Source organism: Streptomyces mutabilis (assembly GCF_046628145.1).
GTDB classification, from domain to species: Bacteria; Actinomycetota; Actinomycetes; order Streptomycetales; family Streptomycetaceae; genus Streptomyces; species Streptomyces mutabilis.
The window spans coordinates 2,678,027-2,694,921 of record NZ_CP176874.1 but is presented as its reverse complement, the minus strand read 5'-3'; the positions used below and the strand labels follow the sequence as shown (position 1 = coordinate 2,694,921).

The window sequence follows — 16,895 nt, the reverse complement described above, 5'->3', positions numbered from 1 at the left end:
TTCGGGTCCCTCAGGCCCTCAGACGGACACCTTCTCGCCGGCCCCGCTGGACGCGCGCGCCCCTTCCGGCTCGCGTCCCTCGGTCCGCTCCCGCTTCTCACGGCCCCGGGCGGCCTCACCGGGGTCCCGCTTGAAGGCCCACTCCATCTTCGGCTCCACCACGCACCGCAGGACCCGCTGGACGGGCTTGGTGCACAGCAGGGTGATGAGGGTGGCTCCGAGGACGGTGATGCCGATCTCACCGAGCGGCGTGTCCCACACCGAGGCGTGGAACCAGCCCGCGAAGGTGCCCTCCTTCACCACGAAGCCGTGCAGCAGGTAGCCGTAGATCGTGCCCGCGCCGAGCGCGGTGAACCACATGCGCCGACCCGGCACCCAGGCGAAAAAGCACGCGGTCAGCACGACCGAGCAGCCGAAGAGGGCCAGCGTCAGGACGGGCCCGGACCACCAGGGGGCACCCGTGTCCTGCACGGCGGCGTTGCGGTAGAACCAGCCGGTCTCCATGCGCGGCACCGACCACCAGGCGACGACCGCCGACACGGCGACCACCGGCACGGACAGGATCCGCACCGACCGGCGCCGCACCAGCTGGAAGTGCTCGGGGCGCAGCACCAGGCCCAGCACGAAGCACGGCAGGAACTGCAGCACCCGCTGCATGTTCAGGTCGTTGCCGATGGTGGGCGTCACGGAGGCCAGCGCCGCGATCACCAGGGCGATCGGCAGCGGCCAGCGGACCGTCTTCCAGATGGGGGTGGTCAGCCGCCAGACGAACAGCGCGCACAGGAACCACAGCAGGTAGGTGGGGTCCAGCAGGCTGATGTCGTTGCCGGGGTCCTCGCTGAAGCGGCGGTGCAGCGCGTAGCCGACCTCGAAGACGACGTAGGGGACGACGACGCCGGTGATCAGGCGTTTCACGCGCTTGGGGCTCAGGTCGAAACTGCGCGAGAAGTAGCCGGAGATGATGATGAACGCCGGCATGTGGAACGTGTACAGGACCCGGTACAGGGTCTCGACGGTCCGGTTCCCGTCCAGGATCTGGCCCCAGGCGTGGCCGACGCCGACCAGCACGATCGCCAGGTACTTGGCGTTGTCGAAGAACGCGTCGCGCTGTCGGCCCGGTTGTGTCTGCTGATCCGGTGGGGACGGCGTCTTCCGGTCGCCGTGCGGTCGCAGCGAGCTCGTCATGCAACCCCCCGCCGGAAAATCGGCGAGTCGTCACAGGACCTCGCTGCTCTGGTGGGGGACGAGGCAGCGTAGAACATCTGAGGCACCCTAGCGTTCTCCGTGGGATTCCGTAAAACCTTCGACGTCATTCCTGTATTCGGATCCCGAGTGCCTGGCGAGTACCCCGCAATTCGGGGAACTCGGCCCGGGCGGCGGTATGACCTCCGCCACAGCGCGGATAGTCGCAGCGCGCCGAAGTGGTGCCCGGGCCACCCTACTTGTCATGACACGTCATGACTAAACAGCGCATAAGGCCGGAGGGTGACTTCCCTGGAATGTCCGCTTCCACGGCCTGGCGGAGACCCTGAGGTGATCCTGTGATCTCCCTGTGATGCACCCGTCGGTGCGCGTCCCCGGACAATTCGAAATATCTGCGAACGCGTTGTGTGGACATCGAAACGAAGTGGCCGGAATTCCCCGCACGAGTGCCCTGTCGAATTTCTGTACGGGGTGGCATGGTGGGCCGCGTCCGCGCGTGCGCGGCGACGTCGGCCCCCGGAACCGGCCGACGATGCGTCACCCGCCGCATAGCCGGGCCCGGTTGGTGGCACGATGGTCCTGGCGGGGGTGTGCGCGGCCGCACCTCCGGGCCGGGAGAGCGGACCGATCGAGGGTGTGATCAGTTGTGGCCATTTCACTGTCAGTGGTGCTGCTGTTGGCGATCGTCCTGGTGGTGCTGCTGCGAGGAGGCTCCCTCAAGGCGGGCCCGGCGATCGTCGCGGTCCTCTTCGGCTTCTTCCTGGCCTCCACCGGCATGGCCGACGACATCCAGCGGTTCCTGGACTCGATAGCGGACACCATCAACTCGATCCAGTTCTGAGCGGGCCGCACCCCGGCCGGCCCCGACCCGCACCGCACAAAAGCCTCCGGCCCGGTCCCCTGAAGGGACCGGGCCGGAGGCCTCTCGGAGCGGGCGACGGGAATCGAACCCGCGTAGCTAGTTTGGAAGACTAGGGCTCTACCATTGAGCTACGCCCGCACAGCGCGCGCCGCAGGTCGGTGACCGCGGCACTGCAGGCATCGTAGCGGGTCGCACCCCGTTCCCGCACACCCCTTCCGGTCCGCGCCGGACCTTCACGGGCGCCCGGGAAACCGGGGGTACCCGGTGCCTGGCGGCATGTACCCTACGTGTCGCACCAGACGGGGTGTGGCGCAGCTTGGTAGCGCGTCCGCTTTGGGAGCGGAAGGCCGTGGGTTCAAATCCCGCCACCCCGACCACCGACCGACCACCGGGTGATCGCCTTTTGGGCGGTGTAGTCGCTGCCGTTACTATGCAAGCTGCACGCCCGTGTGTCTCAGAGTCTGAAGTCTCCGGGCGGCGAATCCGCCGGACGCCCCGCTGGCCCCGGCAGAACCCAAGAAGTCAGCCACCAAGGAGACCGAACCGTGAAGAGCGCCGTGGAGACCCTGAACCCGACCCGGGTTCGGCTCACTGTCGAGGTGCCCTTCGAGGAGCTCAAGGACAGCCTCGACGCGGCGTACAAGAAGATCAACCAGCAGGTCACGGTGAAGGGCTTCCGCAAGGGCAAGATCCCGGCCCGGGTCATCGACCAGCGGTTCGGCCGCGGTGCGGTTCTGGAGGAGGCCGTCAACGACGCGCTCCCGAAGTTCTACACCGACGCGGTCAACGAGGCCGACCTGAACCCGCTGGGTCAGCCCGAGGTCGACATCACCGAGCTGAAGGACGGCGAGACGCTGAACTTCACCGCGGAGGTCGACGTCCGCCCGACCGTCGAGATCCCGGACTACTCCGGCATCGAGGTCGAGGTCGACGCCGTCGAGGTCACCGACGAGGACGTGGAGAAGTCGGTCGAGCAGCTGCGCGAGCGCTTCGCCTCCACCTCCCCGGTCGAGCGCGCCGCCGAGGACGGCGACGTGGTCACCATCGACCTGCAGGCCAAGGTCGACGGCGAGGTCCTCGAGGACGGCGTCGCCGACGGTGTTTCGTACACCATCGGCTCGGGCGAGCTGCTGGACGGCATCGACGACGCCGTGAAGGGCCTGGAGGCCGGTGGCGAGGCCACCTTCACCTCCGAGCTCAAGGGCGGCTCGGCGGCCGGCAAGGAGGCCGAGGTCACCGTCAAGGTCACCCAGGTCGCCAAGCGAGAGCTGCCCGAGCTGGACGACGACTTCGCGCAGCTCGCGTCGGAGTTCGACACCCTGGAGGAGCTGCGCGCCGACAGCCGCAAGCGCCTCGCCAACATGAAGCAGTACGACCAGGCCACGCAGGCCCAGGAGCGCGTCCTGGACAAGCTGCTCGAGCTGGTCGAGGTCCCGGTCCCCGAGAAGCTCCTCGAGGACGAGATCAACACCCGTAAGCACAACCTCGAGCACCACCAGCTCGGCCAGATGGGTCTGGACCTCGAGAAGTACCTCGAGATCCAGGGCAAGACGGCCGAGGAGTTCGACACCGAGACCCGCGAGGCCGCGGTCAAGGGCATCAAGACCCAGTTCGTCCTCGACGAGCTGGTCAAGCAGGAGAAGCTCAACGTCAGCCAGGAAGAGCTGACCGAGCACCTCATGCGCCGCGCCGCCTCCTCCGGCATGTCCCCCGACCAGTTCGCCCAGGCCGTCGTCGAGCAGGGCCAGGTCCCGCTCCTCGTCGGCGAGGTCGCCCGCGGCAAGGCCCTGGCCGTCGTGGTCGAGAAGGCCACGGTCAAGGACACCAACGGCGAGATCGTCGACCTGGACGACGAGGAGGAGACGGAGGAGGCCGCCGAGGCCGCCGCCGAGTCCACCGAGTCGGGCGACGACAAGGCCGAGGAGAAGACCGAGGGCTGATCCCCTCGCGCCTCCGCAGACGGACGCAGAACGGGCCCCGGGACGATCAGTGCCGGGGCCCGTTCCGCGTACGGCGGGGCAGCCCCGCCGGGGGCGCGGGGAACGGCGCGAGCGACCTCGGGAAGCCCGCGTCCCGGCGACGCGCCCCCACCGCGACGGCGAGGCTCCGCACCGCACCCGCACCCGTGGAGCGCTACGCCCCCGGCGAACACTCGCGGAACCGGGATGGCGCCGCAGGCCCTGCGCGTTAGGGTCCATGAATACGAGGGCAGGGGAGTCCCCGAAAGCGGCTCCAGCCCCGCAGGGAAACGTGAGACGGCCCGGCGCCGTCGTAAGACGAGCAGGTGGATACGTGACGAATCTGATGCCCTCAGCCGCCGGCGAGCCCTCCATCGGTGGTGGCCTCGGCGACCAGGTCTACAACCGGCTGCTCGGCGAGCGGATCATCTTCCTCGGCCAGCCGGTCGACGACGACATCGCCAACAAGATCACCGCACAGCTGCTGCTCCTTGCCGCCGATCCGGACAAGGACATCTTCCTGTACATCAACAGCCCGGGCGGTTCGATCACGGCCGGCATGGCGATCTACGACACCATGCAGTACATCAAGAACGACGTGGTGACCATCGCCATGGGTCTGGCCGCCTCCATGGGTCAGTTCCTGCTCAGCGCGGGCACCCCGGGCAAGCGCTTCGCGCTCCCGAATGCCGAGATCCTGATCCACCAGCCCTCCGCCGGCCTCGCCGGCTCGGCCTCGGACATCAAGATCCACGCCGAGCGGCTGCTGCACACCAAGCGGCGCATGGCCGAGCTCACGGCCCAGCACACCGGCCAGACGATCGAGCAGATCACCCGCGACTCGGACCGCGACCGCTGGTTCGACGCCTTCGAGGCCAAGGAGTACGGCCTCGTCGACGACGTGATCACCACGGCCGCCGGCATGCCGGGCGGCGGCGGCACCGGGGCCTGAGCCCTCCCGGGCCCCAGCGGGCCCGAGAGCGTGTCCCAGCCAGCCCCCAGCCGACGCCTCAGCCCTTTTCCAGGAGACACTGTGAACGACTTCCCCGGCAGCGGCCTGTACGACCGCACGCGCGCCGAGTACACCGGCCCGACCGCCGAGTCCCGCTACGTGATCCCGCGCTTCGTCGAGCGCACCTCGCAGGGCGTGCGCGAGTACGACCCGTACGCGAAGCTCTTCGAGGAGCGCGTGATCTTCCTCGGCGTCCAGATCGACGACGCCTCCGCCAACGACGTCATGGCGCAGCTCCTGTGCCTGGAGTCGATGGACCCCGACCGGGACATCTCGGTCTACATCAACAGCCCCGGCGGCTCCTTCACGGCGCTCACGGCCATCTACGACACGATGCAGTACGTGAAGCCGGACATCCAGACGGTCTGCATGGGCCAGGCGGCCTCCGCCGCCGCCGTCCTGCTGGCCGCCGGCACGCCGGGCAAGCGCATGGCGCTGCCGAACGCCCGGATCCTGATCCACCAGCCGTACAGCGAGACCGGCCGCGGCCAGGTCTCCGACCTGGAGATCGCCGCCAACGAGATCCTGCGGATGCGCTCGCAGCTGGAGGAGATGCTGGCCAAGCACTCCACCACGCCGGTCGAGAAGATCCGCGAGGACATCGAGCGCGACAAGATCCTCACGGCCGAGGACTCGCTCGCGTACGGCCTGATCGACCAGATCATCTCCACCCGGAAGATGGACAACTCCTCTCTCCGCTAGGCGGGAGGCTGTATCGTCTGCCGCTCCTTGGCACGGTTTGACGCGATTCACGTCAAAGCGAACCGTGCCAAGGGGGGCCCGGACGGGGGGCCCGGCAAGGTACCGTCGGACATAAGGCAGCACCAGGAGTCCGCCGGCCGTTGACGTCACGTCGGCGGCCAGGCGTCTCCCAGGCGAAGGGGAAGCACACCGTGGCACGCATCGGTGACGGCGGCGATCTGCTCAAGTGCTCGTTCTGCGGCAAGAGCCAGAAGCAGGTCAAGAAGCTCATCGCAGGGCCCGGTGTGTACATCTGCGACGAGTGCATCGACCTCTGCAACGAGATCATCGAGGAAGAGCTGGCGGAGACCAGCGAGGTGCGCTGGGAGGAACTCCCGAAGCCCCGCGAGATCTACGAGTTCCTCGAGGGCTACGTGGTCGGCCAGGAGGCCGCCAAGAAGGCCCTGTCGGTCGCGGTGTACAACCACTACAAGCGGGTCCAGGCCGGTGAGAACGGCGGTGCCCAAGGCCGCGACGACGCCATCGAGTTGGCGAAGTCCAACATCCTCCTGCTGGGCCCCACGGGCTCCGGCAAGACCCTCCTCGCCCAGACCCTCGCCCGCATGCTGAACGTCCCCTTCGCGATCGCCGACGCCACGGCGCTCACCGAGGCGGGGTACGTCGGCGAGGACGTCGAGAACATCCTGCTGAAGCTGATCCAGGCCGCCGACTACGACGTCAAGAAGGCCGAGACCGGGATCATCTACATCGACGAGATCGACAAGGTCGCGCGCAAGAGCGAGAACCCGTCGATCACGCGTGACGTCAGCGGCGAGGGCGTCCAGCAGGCCCTGCTGAAGATCCTGGAGGGCACCACCGCCTCGGTCCCGCCCCAGGGCGGCCGCAAGCACCCCCACCAGGAGTTCATCCAGATCGACACGACGAACGTCCTGTTCATCGTGGGCGGCGCCTTCGCGGGCCTGGAGAAGATCATCGAGGGCCGGGCCGGCGCCAAGGGCATCGGCTTCGGCGCGCAGATCCGCTCCAAGCGGGAAGCCGAGTCCAAGGACCAGTTCGAGCAGGTCATGCCGGAGGACCTGGTCAAGTTCGGCATGATCCCCGAGTTCATCGGCCGCCTCCCGGTCATCACCTCGGTCCACAACCTCGACCGCGAGGCGCTGCTCCAGATCCTGGTCGAGCCGCGCAACGCCCTCGTCAAGCAGTACGAGCGCCTCTTCGAACTCGACGGCGTGGAACTGGACTTCGAGCGCGAGGCCCTGGAGGCCATCGCCGACCAGGCCATCCTCCGCCAGACCGGCGCGCGCGGCCTGCGCGCCATCATGGAGGAGGTCCTCCAGGGCGTGATGTACGAGGTCCCGTCCCGCAAGGACGTCGCCCGCGTCGTCATCACGGCCGACGTGGTCCTCTCCAACGTCAACCCGACGCTGATTCCGCGGGATTCGCGGGGGCGGGGTTCGGGGGAGCAGAAGACGGCGTAGGCAACAGCACTGCGGAAGGGGCCCGGTCGGTGTCGACCGGGCCCCTTCCACATGCGTTCAGGCGTCCGCGTCAGGCCTTGACGCGGACCTCCTTGCGGAGCTTGGCGGTGATCTCGGCCGACTCGGCGGGGTCGGTCTTCTTGCCGGCCGCGATGTCCAGGAGGCTCATCGGCATCACGAAGCCGAGGGTGCTGTGGTCGCCCCAGACGCAGTACGTCATGGTCATCGACTTGGGCTCGTTCGGGCCGCCGTCGGAGTTGTCGACCTTGGCGTCCTGGCACTTGAGGATGGCGCCGTCGAGGGAGTCGGGCTTGTACTCCTTCGGGTCGCCCTGGAACGTGACGTCCTCGTCGCTGCCGCCCTTCCCGCTCTCCTTCTTCATGTGGGCGAACATCGCGTCGACGGTCTTCTCCGGGTCGTCGATCGTGCCGTAGACGCCACCGAACATGAGCTGCTTGGAGGCGAGCGGGTTTTCCTCGTTCTCCGCCGCGTACGAGGCGCTCACGTCCTGGGCGTTCTTCACCCCCCACTGCTCGGCGTCCTTCATGTCACTGGCGTCCATCGTGCCGCTGTCGCTCTCGGCCTTCTTGTACTCGCCGAGCACCGTCGCCGGAGTGGTCAGCTTGTGCGGCCCGTCGTCGGCGATGTCCGAGCCGCCGCCGCTCCCGCCCCCGCCGAACACGAAGTACGCCCCCACGCCGATCGCCGCCACGACGGCGACCGCGCCGATGATCAGGCCGGTCTTCTTCTTCCCGCCGCCCGGCGCCGGGGGCTGGGGCATGCCGTACGGCTGCTGGCCGTAGGGCGGCTGCTGGCCGTAGGGGGCCTGCTGGCCGTACGGCGGCTGCTGCGGCGGGACGCCGCCCTGCTGGGGCTGCTGCGGGTAGCCGTACCCGGGCTGCGCGGGCGGGGGCGTCTGCTGGGGGTAGCCATAGCCGGGCTGGGGGGCCTGCGGCGGCTGCTGGCCGTACGGACCCGGCTGTCCGTACGGTCCGGGCTGCTGGGGCTGCCCGCCGTACGGGCCCGGCTGGTTGTGACTCATTTCTGGGTTCCCCTCCAGATGCTTACGTGGTGCTGACATCCTGACGCAGACGTGGCGTGCGCAGGTCACCGGGGGGCCGCACCGTTACAAAGGAAAGGCGTTTCGGGACAGGGCCGTGACGCCCGTAAACTGACCCCCGTGACCGAGAACACTCAGCAGCCGCAGCCCGCACCCACCACCGAACTGCCGACCCAGTACACGCCGGCCGAGGTAGAGGGGAAGCTGTACGAGCGCTGGGTAGAACGGGGTTACTTCGAGGCCGACGCGGACAGCGAGAAGCCGCCGTACACCGTCGTCATCCCGCCGCCGAACGTCACGGGCAGCCTGCACCTGGGGCACGCCTTCGAGCACACGCTCATCGACGCCCTGACCCGCCGCAAGCGCATGCAGGGCTACGAGACGCTGTGGCAGCCCGGCATGGACCACGCCGGCATCGCCACGCAGAACGTCGTCGAGCGGGAGCTGGCCAAGGAGGGCAAGTCCCGGCACGACCTCGGCCGGGAGGCGTTCGTCGAGCGCGTCTGGCAGTGGAAGGGCGAGTCCGGCGGGCAGATCGGCGGACAGATGCGCCGGCTGGGAGACGGTGTCGCGTGGTCGCGTGAGCGGTTCACGATGGACGAGGGGCTGTCCCAGGCCGTCCAGACCATCTTCAAGCGGCTCTACGACGACGAGCTGATCTACCGCGCCGAGCGCATCATCAACTGGTGCCCCCGGTGTCTGACGGCCATCTCCGACATCGAGGTCGAGTACCAGGACGACGACGGCGAGCTGGTCTCCATGAAGTACGGGGACGGGGACGAGACCATTGTCGTCGCCACCACCCGTGCCGAGACGATGCTCGGTGACACCGCCGTCGCCGTCCACCCGGAGGACGAGCGGTACAAGCACCTCGTCGGCAAGCTCATCAAGCTGCCGCTGACCGACCGCTCCATCCCGGTCGTCGCCGACGAGCACGTCGATCCCGAGTTCGGCACCGGCGCCGTCAAGGTGACGCCCGCCCACGATCCGAACGACTTCGAGATCGGCCAGCGCCACGACCTGCCCGCCATCGCGGTCATGGACGAGCACGCCGTCATCACCGCCCACGGCCCCTTCCAGGGCCTGGACCGCCTGGAGGCCCGCTCCGCCATCGTCGGCGCGCTGCGCGCCGAGGGCCGGATCGTCGCCGAGAAGCGGCCCTACGTCCACTCCGTCGGGCACTGCTCGCGCTGCAAGACCACCATCGAGCCGCGCCTGTCGATGCAGTGGTGGGTCAAGGTCGGCCCGCTCGCGAAGGCGGCCGGTGACGCCGTCCGCGACGGCAAGGTCAAGATCCACCCGCAGGAGATGGAGAAGCGGTACTTCGACTGGGTCGACAACCTCCACGACTGGTGCATCTCGCGCCAGCTGTGGTGGGGCCACCGCATCCCGGTCTGGTACGGCCCGGAGGGTGAGGTCGTCTGCGTCGGCCCCGACGAGGAGCCGCCGAGCGGCGAGGGCTGGTACCAGGACTCCGACGTCCTGGACACCTGGTTCTCCTCCGGCCTGTGGCCGTTCTCCACGCTGGGCTGGCCCGAGCAGACCGACTCGCTCGCGAAGTTCTACCCGAACTCCGTCCTGGTCACCGGCTACGACATCCTCTTCTTCTGGGTCGCCCGGATGATGATGTTCGGCCTCTACGCGATGGACGGCACCCCGCCGTTCCACACCATCGCCCTGCACGGCATGGTCCGTGACCAGAACGGCAAGAAGATGTCCAAGTCCTTTGGGAACGTCGTGAACCCGCTGGACTGGATGGACAAGTACGGCTCCGACGCGCTCCGGTTCACGCTGGCGCGCGGCGCCAACCCGGGCGTCGACGTCCCGATCGGCGAGGACTGGGTCCAGGGCTCCCGCAACTTCGCCAACAAGATCTGGAACGCCACCCGCTTCGCGCTGATGAACGGCGCGACGGTCGAGGGCCCGCTGCCCGACGCGTCGAAGATGTCCTCGACGGACCGGTGGATCCTGTCGCGGCTGAACTCGGTGGTCGCCGAGGTCGACGCGTACTACGAGGACTACCAGTTCGCGAAGCTCTCCGACACCCTGTTCCACTTCGCCTGGGACGAGGTCTTCGACTGGTACGTCGAGCTGTCCAAGACCACCTTCCAGGCGGGCGGCGAGGCCGCCGAGGTCTCCAAGCGCGTCCTCGGCGAGGTCCTGGACGTCACGCTGCGCCTCCTGCACCCGGTCGTCCCCTTCGTCACCGAGACGCTGTGGACGACGCTCACCGGTGGCGAGTCGGTCGTCATCGCCGAGTGGCCGGCCGACTCGGGCTTCCGGGACGCCGACGCCGAGCGGGAGATCGAGACCGTCCAGTCGGTGATCACCGAGGTCCGCCGGTTCCGCGCCGACCAGGGGCTCCAGCCCGGACAGCGGGTTCCGGCCCGGTTGACCCTCGCGGGCAGCGCGCTCGCCGCGCACGAGGCGGCCGTCCGGCAGCTGCTGCGGCTCCAGCCGGAGGGTGACGCCTTCACGGCGACGGCGACGCTGCCGGTGGCGGGGGTCGAGGTCGCCCTCGACCTCTCCGGTGTCATCGACTTCGCCGCCGAGCGCAAGCGCCTCGCCAAGGACCTCGCCGCCGCCGAGAAGGAGAAGGCCCAGGCCAACGCCAAGCTCGGCAACGAGGCGTTCCTCGCCAAGGCGCCGGACCACGTCGTGGACAAGATCCGGGGCCGCCTCGCCAAGGCGGACGAGGACATCGCCCGCATCCAGGCCCAGCTGGAGAAGCTGCCGGAGGCGTAGCCGCCGTTACGTGACGCAGGCTCCCGGTGCCCCACAAGCGCCGGGGGCCCGCACACCCCCAGGGGTGCGGGCTGTTTCGATGTGCGGCTCCGCCGCGTGGGCGCGACCGGCCACAGCGGCGCCGCACACGCCACGGAACCTCAGCCGTCCCACTCCCGCCCCCGACCGTCGGAGACTCTCCGTAGACTGGTCCCCGTGAGCGACATCCCCGGCGAGAACGACCAGCCCGACCCCTCCGACCCCCTCGACTCCTTCGACGAGATCATCGACGCGGAGACCACCCGCGACCCCGACCTCGCCGTCATCGAGGCCGGCAGCCGCACCCTGCGCACCCAGGGCGGTCCGCCGCAGGCCGACATCCCCGGGCGCCCCGAGGACCCCGAGGTGGACAAGGCGCTGCGCGAGGTCGAGGCGGAGCTGGCCACCCGCTGGGGCGAGACCAAGCTGGAGCCGTCCGTCGCCCGCATCGCCGCGCTCATGGACGTGCTGGGGGAGCCGCAGCGGTCGTACCCCTCCATCCACATCACGGGGACGAACGGCAAGACCTCCACCGCCCGCATGATCGAGGCCCTGCTCGGCGCCTTCGAGCTGCGCACCGGGCGGTACACCTCGCCGCACGTGCAGTCGATCACCGAGCGGATCAGCCTGGACGGCGCCGCGATCTCCGCCGAGCGGTTCATCGAGACGTACCAGGACATCAAGCCGTACGTCGAGATGGTCGACGCGCGGCAGGAGTACCGGCTGTCCTTCTTCGAGGTGCTGACCGGCATGGCGTACGCCGCCTTCGCCGACGCGCCCGTGGACGTGGCCGTCGTCGAGGTCGGGATGGGCGGCTCCTGGGACGCCACCAACGTCATCGACGGGGACGTCGCCGTCGTCACCCCCATCGACCTCGACCACACCGACCGGCTCGGCTCCACGCCCGGCGAGATCGCGACCGAGAAGGCCGGCATCGTCAAGCAGGACGCCACGGTGATCCTGGCCCAGCAGCCGGTGGACGCCGCGCAGGTCATGCTGAAGAAGGCCGTGGACGTCAACGCCACCGTCGCGCGCGAGGGGCTGGAGTTCGGGGTCGTCGCCCGGCAGGTCGCCGTCGGCGGGCAGTTGGTCACGCTGCGCGGGCTCGGCGGTGAGTACACCGAGATCTACCTGCCGCTGCACGGCGCCCACCAGGCGCACAACGCGGCCGTCGCGCTCGCCGCCGTCGAGGCGTTCTTCGGCGTGGGTGCGCAGCGTCCCGAGCCGCTGGACATCGACACCGTGCGCAAGGCCTTCGCCGCCGTCGCCTCGCCGGGGCGGATGGAGGTCGTGCGGCGTTCGCCGACCGTGGTGCTGGACGCGGCGCACAATCCGGCCGGCGCCCGGGTGACCGCGGAGGCGGTGGGGGAGGCGTTCCAGTTCAGCCGGCTCATCGGCGTGGTCGGCGCGAGCGGCGACAAGAACGTGCGGGGTCTGCTGGAGGCCTTCGAGCCGGTCTTCGCCGAGGTCGTCGTCACACAGAACTCCAGCCACCGCGCGATGGACGCCGACGAGCTGGCCGGGATCGCGGTCGAGGTGTTCGGCGAGGACCGCGTCCAGGTCGAGCCGCGGCTGCCGGACGCCCTGGAGGCCGCGATCACGTTGGCCGAGGAGGAGGGCGAGTTCGCCGGTGGCGGCGTGCTCGTCACCGGTTCCGTCATCACCGTCGGCGAGGCCCGGCTGCTGCTGGGGAAGGGCTGAGGATTTCCGTGCGTACGCTCTGTGCTTCGACCTTGATCGGCGAGTTCTTCGTCATCGGCTTCGCCGGGCTGGTCGCCATGAAGGACCCGGACCTGTCCATGGGGACGGTGTGGACGGTCAGCGGCATCGCGATGTTCCTGTGCGTGGCGCTGTGCGGCGTGGTGACCCGGCCGGGCGGCATCGCCTTCGGCTGGGCCCTGCAGATCGCCCTGATCGCGTCCGGTTTCGTGGTGCCGACCATGTTCTTCCTGGGCGCGGTCTTCGCGGCCCTGTGGTGGGCCTCCGTGCACTACGGGCGGAAGATCGACGAGGCGAAGGCGAGGTTCGCGGCCCAGGCCGAGGCGTCCGCGCCCGACGCCGCCTGACGCTGCGTGACGGGCGCCGCGACACGCCCGGTAACCTCTGTCATCAATTCGTGCGACGCGGCATTCGCACCGCCGCCCGCCCGCCCGCCCGCTTGCGCACAAACCGTACGCACAGCCCGTACGCACAACCGCACACCCGCATATCCCAAGGAGCCCTCGTGACCCAGCGCAGCCTCGTCCTCCTCAAGCCCGACGCCGTCCGTCGCGGCCTGACCGGCGAGATCATCAGCCGCATCGAGCGCAAGGCCGGCTGGCAGATCACCGCGCTGGAACTGCGCACCCTGGACGCCGAGACGCTGGAGCAGCACTACGGCGAGCACAAGGGCAAGCCCTTCTACGAGCCGCTGGTCGAGTTCATGGCGTCCGGTCCGGTCGTCGCCATGGTCGTCGAGGGGGAGCGGGTCATCGAGGGCGTGCGCGCGCTGGCCGGCCCGACCGACCCGATCGCCGCCGCCCCCGGCTCGATCCGCGGGGACTTCGGTGTGATCGTCCGGGAGAACCTGATCCACGCCTCCGACTCCGAGGAGTCCGCCGAGCGCGAGCTGAAGATCTTCTTCCCCGGCCGGGTCTGAACCACCCTCCGGACACGCCGGACACATCTTTTTTCTGACGCCGTGTCAGCCGAATGGCCCGCCGCGGACCAGGGCGGTCGCGTAAAAGCGACCGCCCTGTGGCATATGCGCGCCTGTTCGGGGGAACGGATGCCCCCGTTGGCCCGTCTCCACAAGCGAGGCGGTGCGCCATCTGCCGACAATGGCGAAGACCCTCGCGCAGTGTTCGCGAAAGCGCGTCTACGATGGAAGCCTCCACGCGTCACTGCATCCACTTCGCCTACCTGAAAAGCCCTCAAAAGCTCCTGGGAAGGCCAGTCGAATCCTGATGGGGAACTCAATGTCGTTCATCGGCCGTGACATGGCTGTCGACCTCGGGACCGCCAACACGCTGGTGTACGTCAGGGGTCGCGGGATCGTACTCAACGAGCCGTCCGTCGTCGCGATCAACACCAACACCGGTGGCATCCTCGCGGTCGGCGCCGAAGCGAAGAAGATGATCGGGCGCACGCCCGGCAACATCGTTGCCGTGCGCCCGCTGAAGGACGGCGTCATCGCCGACTTCGAGATCACCGAGCGGATGCTCCGCTACTTCATCCTGAAGATCCACAAGCGGCGGTATCTGGCTCGTCCGCGGGTCGTCGTCTGTGTGCCCTCGGGCATCACCGGCGTCGAGCGCCGCGCCGTCATCGAGGCGTCGTCCCAGGCCGGCGCCCGTCAGGTGCACATCATCGAGGAGCCCATGGCCGCGGCCATCGGCTCCGGCCTGCCGGTCCACGAGGCCACGGGCAACATGGTGGTCGACATCGGCGGCGGCACCACGGAGGTCGCGGTCATCTCGCTCGGCGGCATCGTCACCGCCCAGTCCATCCGCGTCGCGGGTGACGAGCTGGACAACGCGATCATCCAGCACGTGAAGAAGGAGTACAGCCTCCTCCTGGGTGAGCGCACGGCCGAGCAGATCAAGATCACGATCGGTTCGGCGTACGACCTCGACGCTGACGAGCACACCGAAATCCGCGGGCGGGACCTCGTGTCCGGGCTGCCCAAGACCGTCGTCATCTCCGCCGCAGAAGTGCGCAAGGCGATCGAGGAGCCGGTCAACGCGATCGTCGACGCCGTCAAGACGACCCTCGACAAGTGTCCGCCGGAGCTGTCCGGCGACATCATGGACCGGGGCATCGTCCTGACCGGTGGCGGCGCGCTGCTGCGCGGGCTCGACGAGCGGCTGCGCCGGGAGACCGGAATGCCGATCCACATCGCCGAGGACCCGCTGGACAGCGTGGCGCTCGGCTCCGGCAAGTGCGTCGAGGAGTTCGAGGCGCTCCAGCAGGTGCTGGACGCCCAGCCCCGCAGATGACGTAACACTTCGGTTCCGCCGTACGAGACGATCTCCTCTCGTGCGGCGGATCGTTGATATAGAGGCTTCGTGCCGCCTGATACGCACCGCGCGCACCGAATCCCCTGAATTCCTGAACACCGCCACGTAATTGTCGAATTCGACGAGGAAGGCACGGCCGCCGCACGTGAGGGACACGAAAGAGAGCCGGCTGCTCCTGGTGCTGCTGATCGCCATCGCGTTCGCGCTGATCACGGTGGACATCCGCGGCGGGGAGGACTCACCGGTCGACGGTGCCCGGCAGGCCGCGGCCGGTGTCTTCGGTCCGATCGAGAACGGGGTGTCGTCCGCGGTCGACCCGATCGGCAACGCGATCTCCGCCGTCCGCGACTCCGGCGACCGCCACGACCGGCTCGCCGCGCTGGAGACGGAGAACGCGGCCCTGAAGGCGAAGCTCGGCAGCGACGAGCGCGGCCGCAGCCGCCTGAAGCAGTTCGACAAGATGCTCGGGCTGGCCGGCGCCGGCCAGTACGGCATCAAGGGCGCCCAGGTCATCGCCATAGGAGCCGCGCAGGGCTTCTCCTGGACCATCACCATCGACGCCGGAGCCAACGACGGCATCGAACGCGACATGACCGTCCTCAACGGCGACGGCCTCGTCGGCCGCGTGACCACCGTCGGCCCGAACACCGCCACGGTGCTGCTCGCCAACGACCCCGACTTCACCGTCGGCACCCGGATGGAGGGCAGCGACGAACTCGGCTTCGCCTCCGGCCAGGGCGGCCGCCCCCTGCGCGTCGAACTGCTCAACGGCAAGGCCCAGGTCAAGAAGGGCGACCGGCTGGTCACCTTCGGCTCCCAGGCCGACAAGCCGTTCGTGCCCGGCGTGCCCGTCGGCACCGTCTCCCGCGTCGACCCCTCCGGCGGCGACCTGACCCGCACGCTCGAGATCACACCGTTCGTCAGCTTCACCAAGCTCGACGTCGTCGGCGTCGTCGTCCAGGGCCCGCAGAAGGACCCGCGCGACACGGTGCTCCCGGAGAAGAAGCAGCCGAAGCCCACGCCGACCGTCACGGTGACCGTGACCCCCGGAGCCGATCCCGACGGCCAGGCCCAGGACGGCCAGGCCCAGGACGGTCTGCCGCAGGACGGCGGGACCGGGCAGAACCAGCAGTCCGAGCAGAACGAGCAGTAGGAGCTTTCACCCCATGCGCGTCAACCGGATCCTGCTCTCCGCCTCCCTCGTCGTCGTCGCCCTCGTCATCCAGGTGAGCGTCCTCGCCCGCCTCCACCTGCCCGGAGCCGTCCCCGACCTGCTGCTGCTCACCGTCCTCGGCCTCGCCCTGGTCTACGGCCACGTCGGCGGCGCCCTCGTCGGCTTCGGCGCCGGACTCCTCGCCGACCTCGCCCCGCCCGCAGACCACGCCGCCGGCCGCTACGCCCTGGTGCTCTGCGTCATCGGCTACCTCGCCGGCCTCGCCAAACCGGAGAACGGCCGGCTCAGGTCGGCCACCGGCCCCATGGCCGTCGTGGTCGTCGCCGCCCTCGGCACCACCCTGCTCTACGCCGGAGTCGGCGCCCTCGTCGGCGACACCGCCGCCCGCCACGTCGGCCTGCCCGGCCTGCTGTTCACGGCCGCCCTGTACGACCTGCTGCTCGCGCCCTTCGTCGTCCCCGGCATCATGGCCCTCGCCAGACGCGCCGAGAACGACCCGCTGGCCGACACCAACTCCGCCGGCCAGAAACCCGACATCTCCTCGGGCTGGCTCTCCGGCGGCACCGGCCTGCGCATCGGGAACCAGCGCAACGGTCTCCGCGTGAAGGCGGCACGGGCACGGGTGGCCCGGGCCGGACGCATCAAGGGGGTCAAGCGGCTGTGACCACGCAGCAGCACACCAGGA

14 protein-coding genes and 2 tRNA genes are annotated in these 16,895 nt (G+C 69.3%); 13 read left to right on the top strand and 3 right to left on the bottom strand.

The window, feature by feature from the left end; all coding sequences use genetic code 11:
• Positions 1-18 precede the first annotated feature (18 nt).
• Positions 19-1,185 (bottom strand): acyltransferase family protein, encoded by a 1,167-nt coding sequence (locus ACLIN4_RS11980; RefSeq protein ID WP_289903195.1) that lies wholly within the window; start codon positions 1,183-1,185, stop codon positions 19-21.
• A 664-nt stretch (positions 1,186-1,849) separates the two neighbouring features.
• Between ACLIN4_RS11980 and ACLIN4_RS11975 the strand changes: the two genes are divergently transcribed.
• The gene (locus ACLIN4_RS11975; RefSeq protein WP_100048540.1) at positions 1,850-2,044 is read left to right on the top strand and encodes a hypothetical protein; all 195 of its coding nucleotides are present in this window, start codon (positions 1,850-1,852) and stop codon (positions 2,042-2,044) included.
• A gap of 88 nt (positions 2,045-2,132) precedes the next feature.
• Here the strand turns inward: ACLIN4_RS11975 and ACLIN4_RS11970 are convergent.
• Positions 2,133-2,203: transfer RNA gene (locus ACLIN4_RS11970), tRNA-Gly, on the bottom strand.
• A 162-nt stretch (positions 2,204-2,365) separates the two neighbouring features.
• On the opposite strand from ACLIN4_RS11970, the gene ACLIN4_RS11965 reads away from it, so the two are divergent.
• The 5 genes from ACLIN4_RS11965 to clpX all read left to right on the top strand — a co-directional run bounded on the left by ACLIN4_RS11965 (position 2,366) and on the right by clpX (position 7,215).
• Positions 2,366-2,442: transfer RNA gene (locus ACLIN4_RS11965), tRNA-Pro, on the top strand.
• 168 nt (positions 2,443-2,610) lie between these two features.
• Complete coding sequence (gene tig / locus ACLIN4_RS11960; protein ID WP_100048541.1) at positions 2,611-4,005, top strand: trigger factor; 1,395 nt, start codon at positions 2,611-2,613, stop codon at positions 4,003-4,005.
• A 364-nt stretch (positions 4,006-4,369) separates the two neighbouring features.
• Positions 4,370-4,975: an ATP-dependent Clp protease proteolytic subunit gene (locus ACLIN4_RS11955; protein ID WP_052412035.1), complete on the top strand. Its 606-nt coding sequence runs from the start codon at positions 4,370-4,372 to the stop codon at positions 4,973-4,975.
• Between the two features lie 81 nt (positions 4,976-5,056).
• On the top strand, positions 5,057-5,737 hold the full coding sequence (locus tag ACLIN4_RS11950; RefSeq protein WP_100048542.1) for an ATP-dependent Clp protease proteolytic subunit: 681 nt from the start codon (positions 5,057-5,059) through the stop codon (positions 5,735-5,737).
• A gap of 191 nt (positions 5,738-5,928) precedes the next feature.
• Positions 5,929-7,215, top strand: a complete 1,287-nt coding sequence (clpX, locus tag ACLIN4_RS11945) for an ATP-dependent Clp protease ATP-binding subunit ClpX (RefSeq protein WP_107476619.1) — start codon at positions 5,929-5,931, stop codon at positions 7,213-7,215.
• A 70-nt stretch (positions 7,216-7,285) separates the two neighbouring features.
• Here the strand turns inward: clpX and ACLIN4_RS11940 are convergent, their stop codons facing one another.
• Positions 7,286-8,257 carry a hypothetical protein gene (locus ACLIN4_RS11940; RefSeq protein WP_411575758.1) on the bottom strand — a complete coding sequence of 324 codons (972 nt, stop codon included), beginning with the start codon at positions 8,255-8,257 and terminating at the stop codon, positions 7,286-7,288.
• 138 nt (positions 8,258-8,395) lie between these two features.
• Here ACLIN4_RS11940 and ACLIN4_RS11935 point away from each other — a divergent pair, with 138 nt between their 5' ends.
• From ACLIN4_RS11935 to mreD, 7 genes are all read left to right on the top strand, one after another.
• Positions 8,396-11,020 (top strand): valine--tRNA ligase, encoded by a 2,625-nt coding sequence (locus ACLIN4_RS11935; RefSeq protein WP_289903197.1) that lies wholly within the window; start codon positions 8,396-8,398, stop codon positions 11,018-11,020.
• A gap of 195 nt (positions 11,021-11,215) precedes the next feature.
• Positions 11,216-12,739 carry a bifunctional tetrahydrofolate synthase/dihydrofolate synthase gene (gene folC / locus ACLIN4_RS11930; RefSeq protein ID WP_100048544.1) on the top strand — a complete coding sequence of 508 codons (1,524 nt, stop codon included), beginning with the start codon at positions 11,216-11,218 and terminating at the stop codon, positions 12,737-12,739.
• An 8-nt stretch (positions 12,740-12,747) separates the two neighbouring features.
• The gene (locus tag ACLIN4_RS11925) at positions 12,748-13,104 is read left to right on the top strand and encodes a DUF4233 domain-containing protein (RefSeq protein WP_100048545.1); all 357 of its coding nucleotides are present in this window, start codon (positions 12,748-12,750) and stop codon (positions 13,102-13,104) included.
• Between the two features lie 158 nt (positions 13,105-13,262).
• Positions 13,263-13,676 carry a nucleoside-diphosphate kinase gene (gene ndk / locus ACLIN4_RS11920; RefSeq protein WP_007449819.1) on the top strand — a complete coding sequence of 138 codons (414 nt, stop codon included), beginning with the start codon at positions 13,263-13,265 and terminating at the stop codon, positions 13,674-13,676.
• Positions 13,677-13,995: 319 nt separating this feature from the next.
• Positions 13,996-15,015, top strand: a complete 1,020-nt coding sequence (locus ACLIN4_RS11915; RefSeq protein WP_019325389.1) for a rod shape-determining protein — start codon at positions 13,996-13,998, stop codon at positions 15,013-15,015.
• A 166-nt stretch (positions 15,016-15,181) separates the two neighbouring features.
• Positions 15,182-16,189, top strand: a complete 1,008-nt coding sequence (gene mreC / locus ACLIN4_RS11910) for a rod shape-determining protein MreC (RefSeq protein ID WP_269956779.1) — start codon at positions 15,182-15,184, stop codon at positions 16,187-16,189.
• 13 nt (positions 16,190-16,202) lie between these two features.
• Positions 16,203-16,874 carry a rod shape-determining protein MreD gene (gene mreD / locus ACLIN4_RS11905; RefSeq protein ID WP_100049023.1) on the top strand — a complete coding sequence of 224 codons (672 nt, stop codon included), beginning with the start codon at positions 16,203-16,205 and terminating at the stop codon, positions 16,872-16,874.
• The last annotated feature ends 21 nt before the right edge of the window (positions 16,875-16,895 follow it).

Bases quoted from the DNA above. Each gene is read 5' to 3' on its own strand.
- mreD (WP_100049023.1), top strand. From the start codon at position 16,203: ATGCGCGTCAACCGGATCCTGCTCTCCGCCTCCCTCGTCGTCGTCGCC.
- ACLIN4_RS11955 (WP_052412035.1), top strand. From the start codon at position 4,370: ATGCCCTCAGCCGCCGGCGAGCCCTCCATCGGTGGTGGCCTCGGCGAC.
- ACLIN4_RS11940 (WP_411575758.1), bottom strand. From the start codon at position 8,257: ATGAGTCACAACCAGCCGGGCCCGTACGGCGGGCAGCCCCAGCAGCCC.
- ACLIN4_RS11915 (WP_019325389.1), top strand. From the start codon at position 13,996: ATGTCGTTCATCGGCCGTGACATGGCTGTCGACCTCGGGACCGCCAAC.
- ACLIN4_RS11980 (WP_289903195.1), bottom strand. From the start codon at position 1,185: ATGACGAGCTCGCTGCGACCGCACGGCGACCGGAAGACGCCGTCCCCA.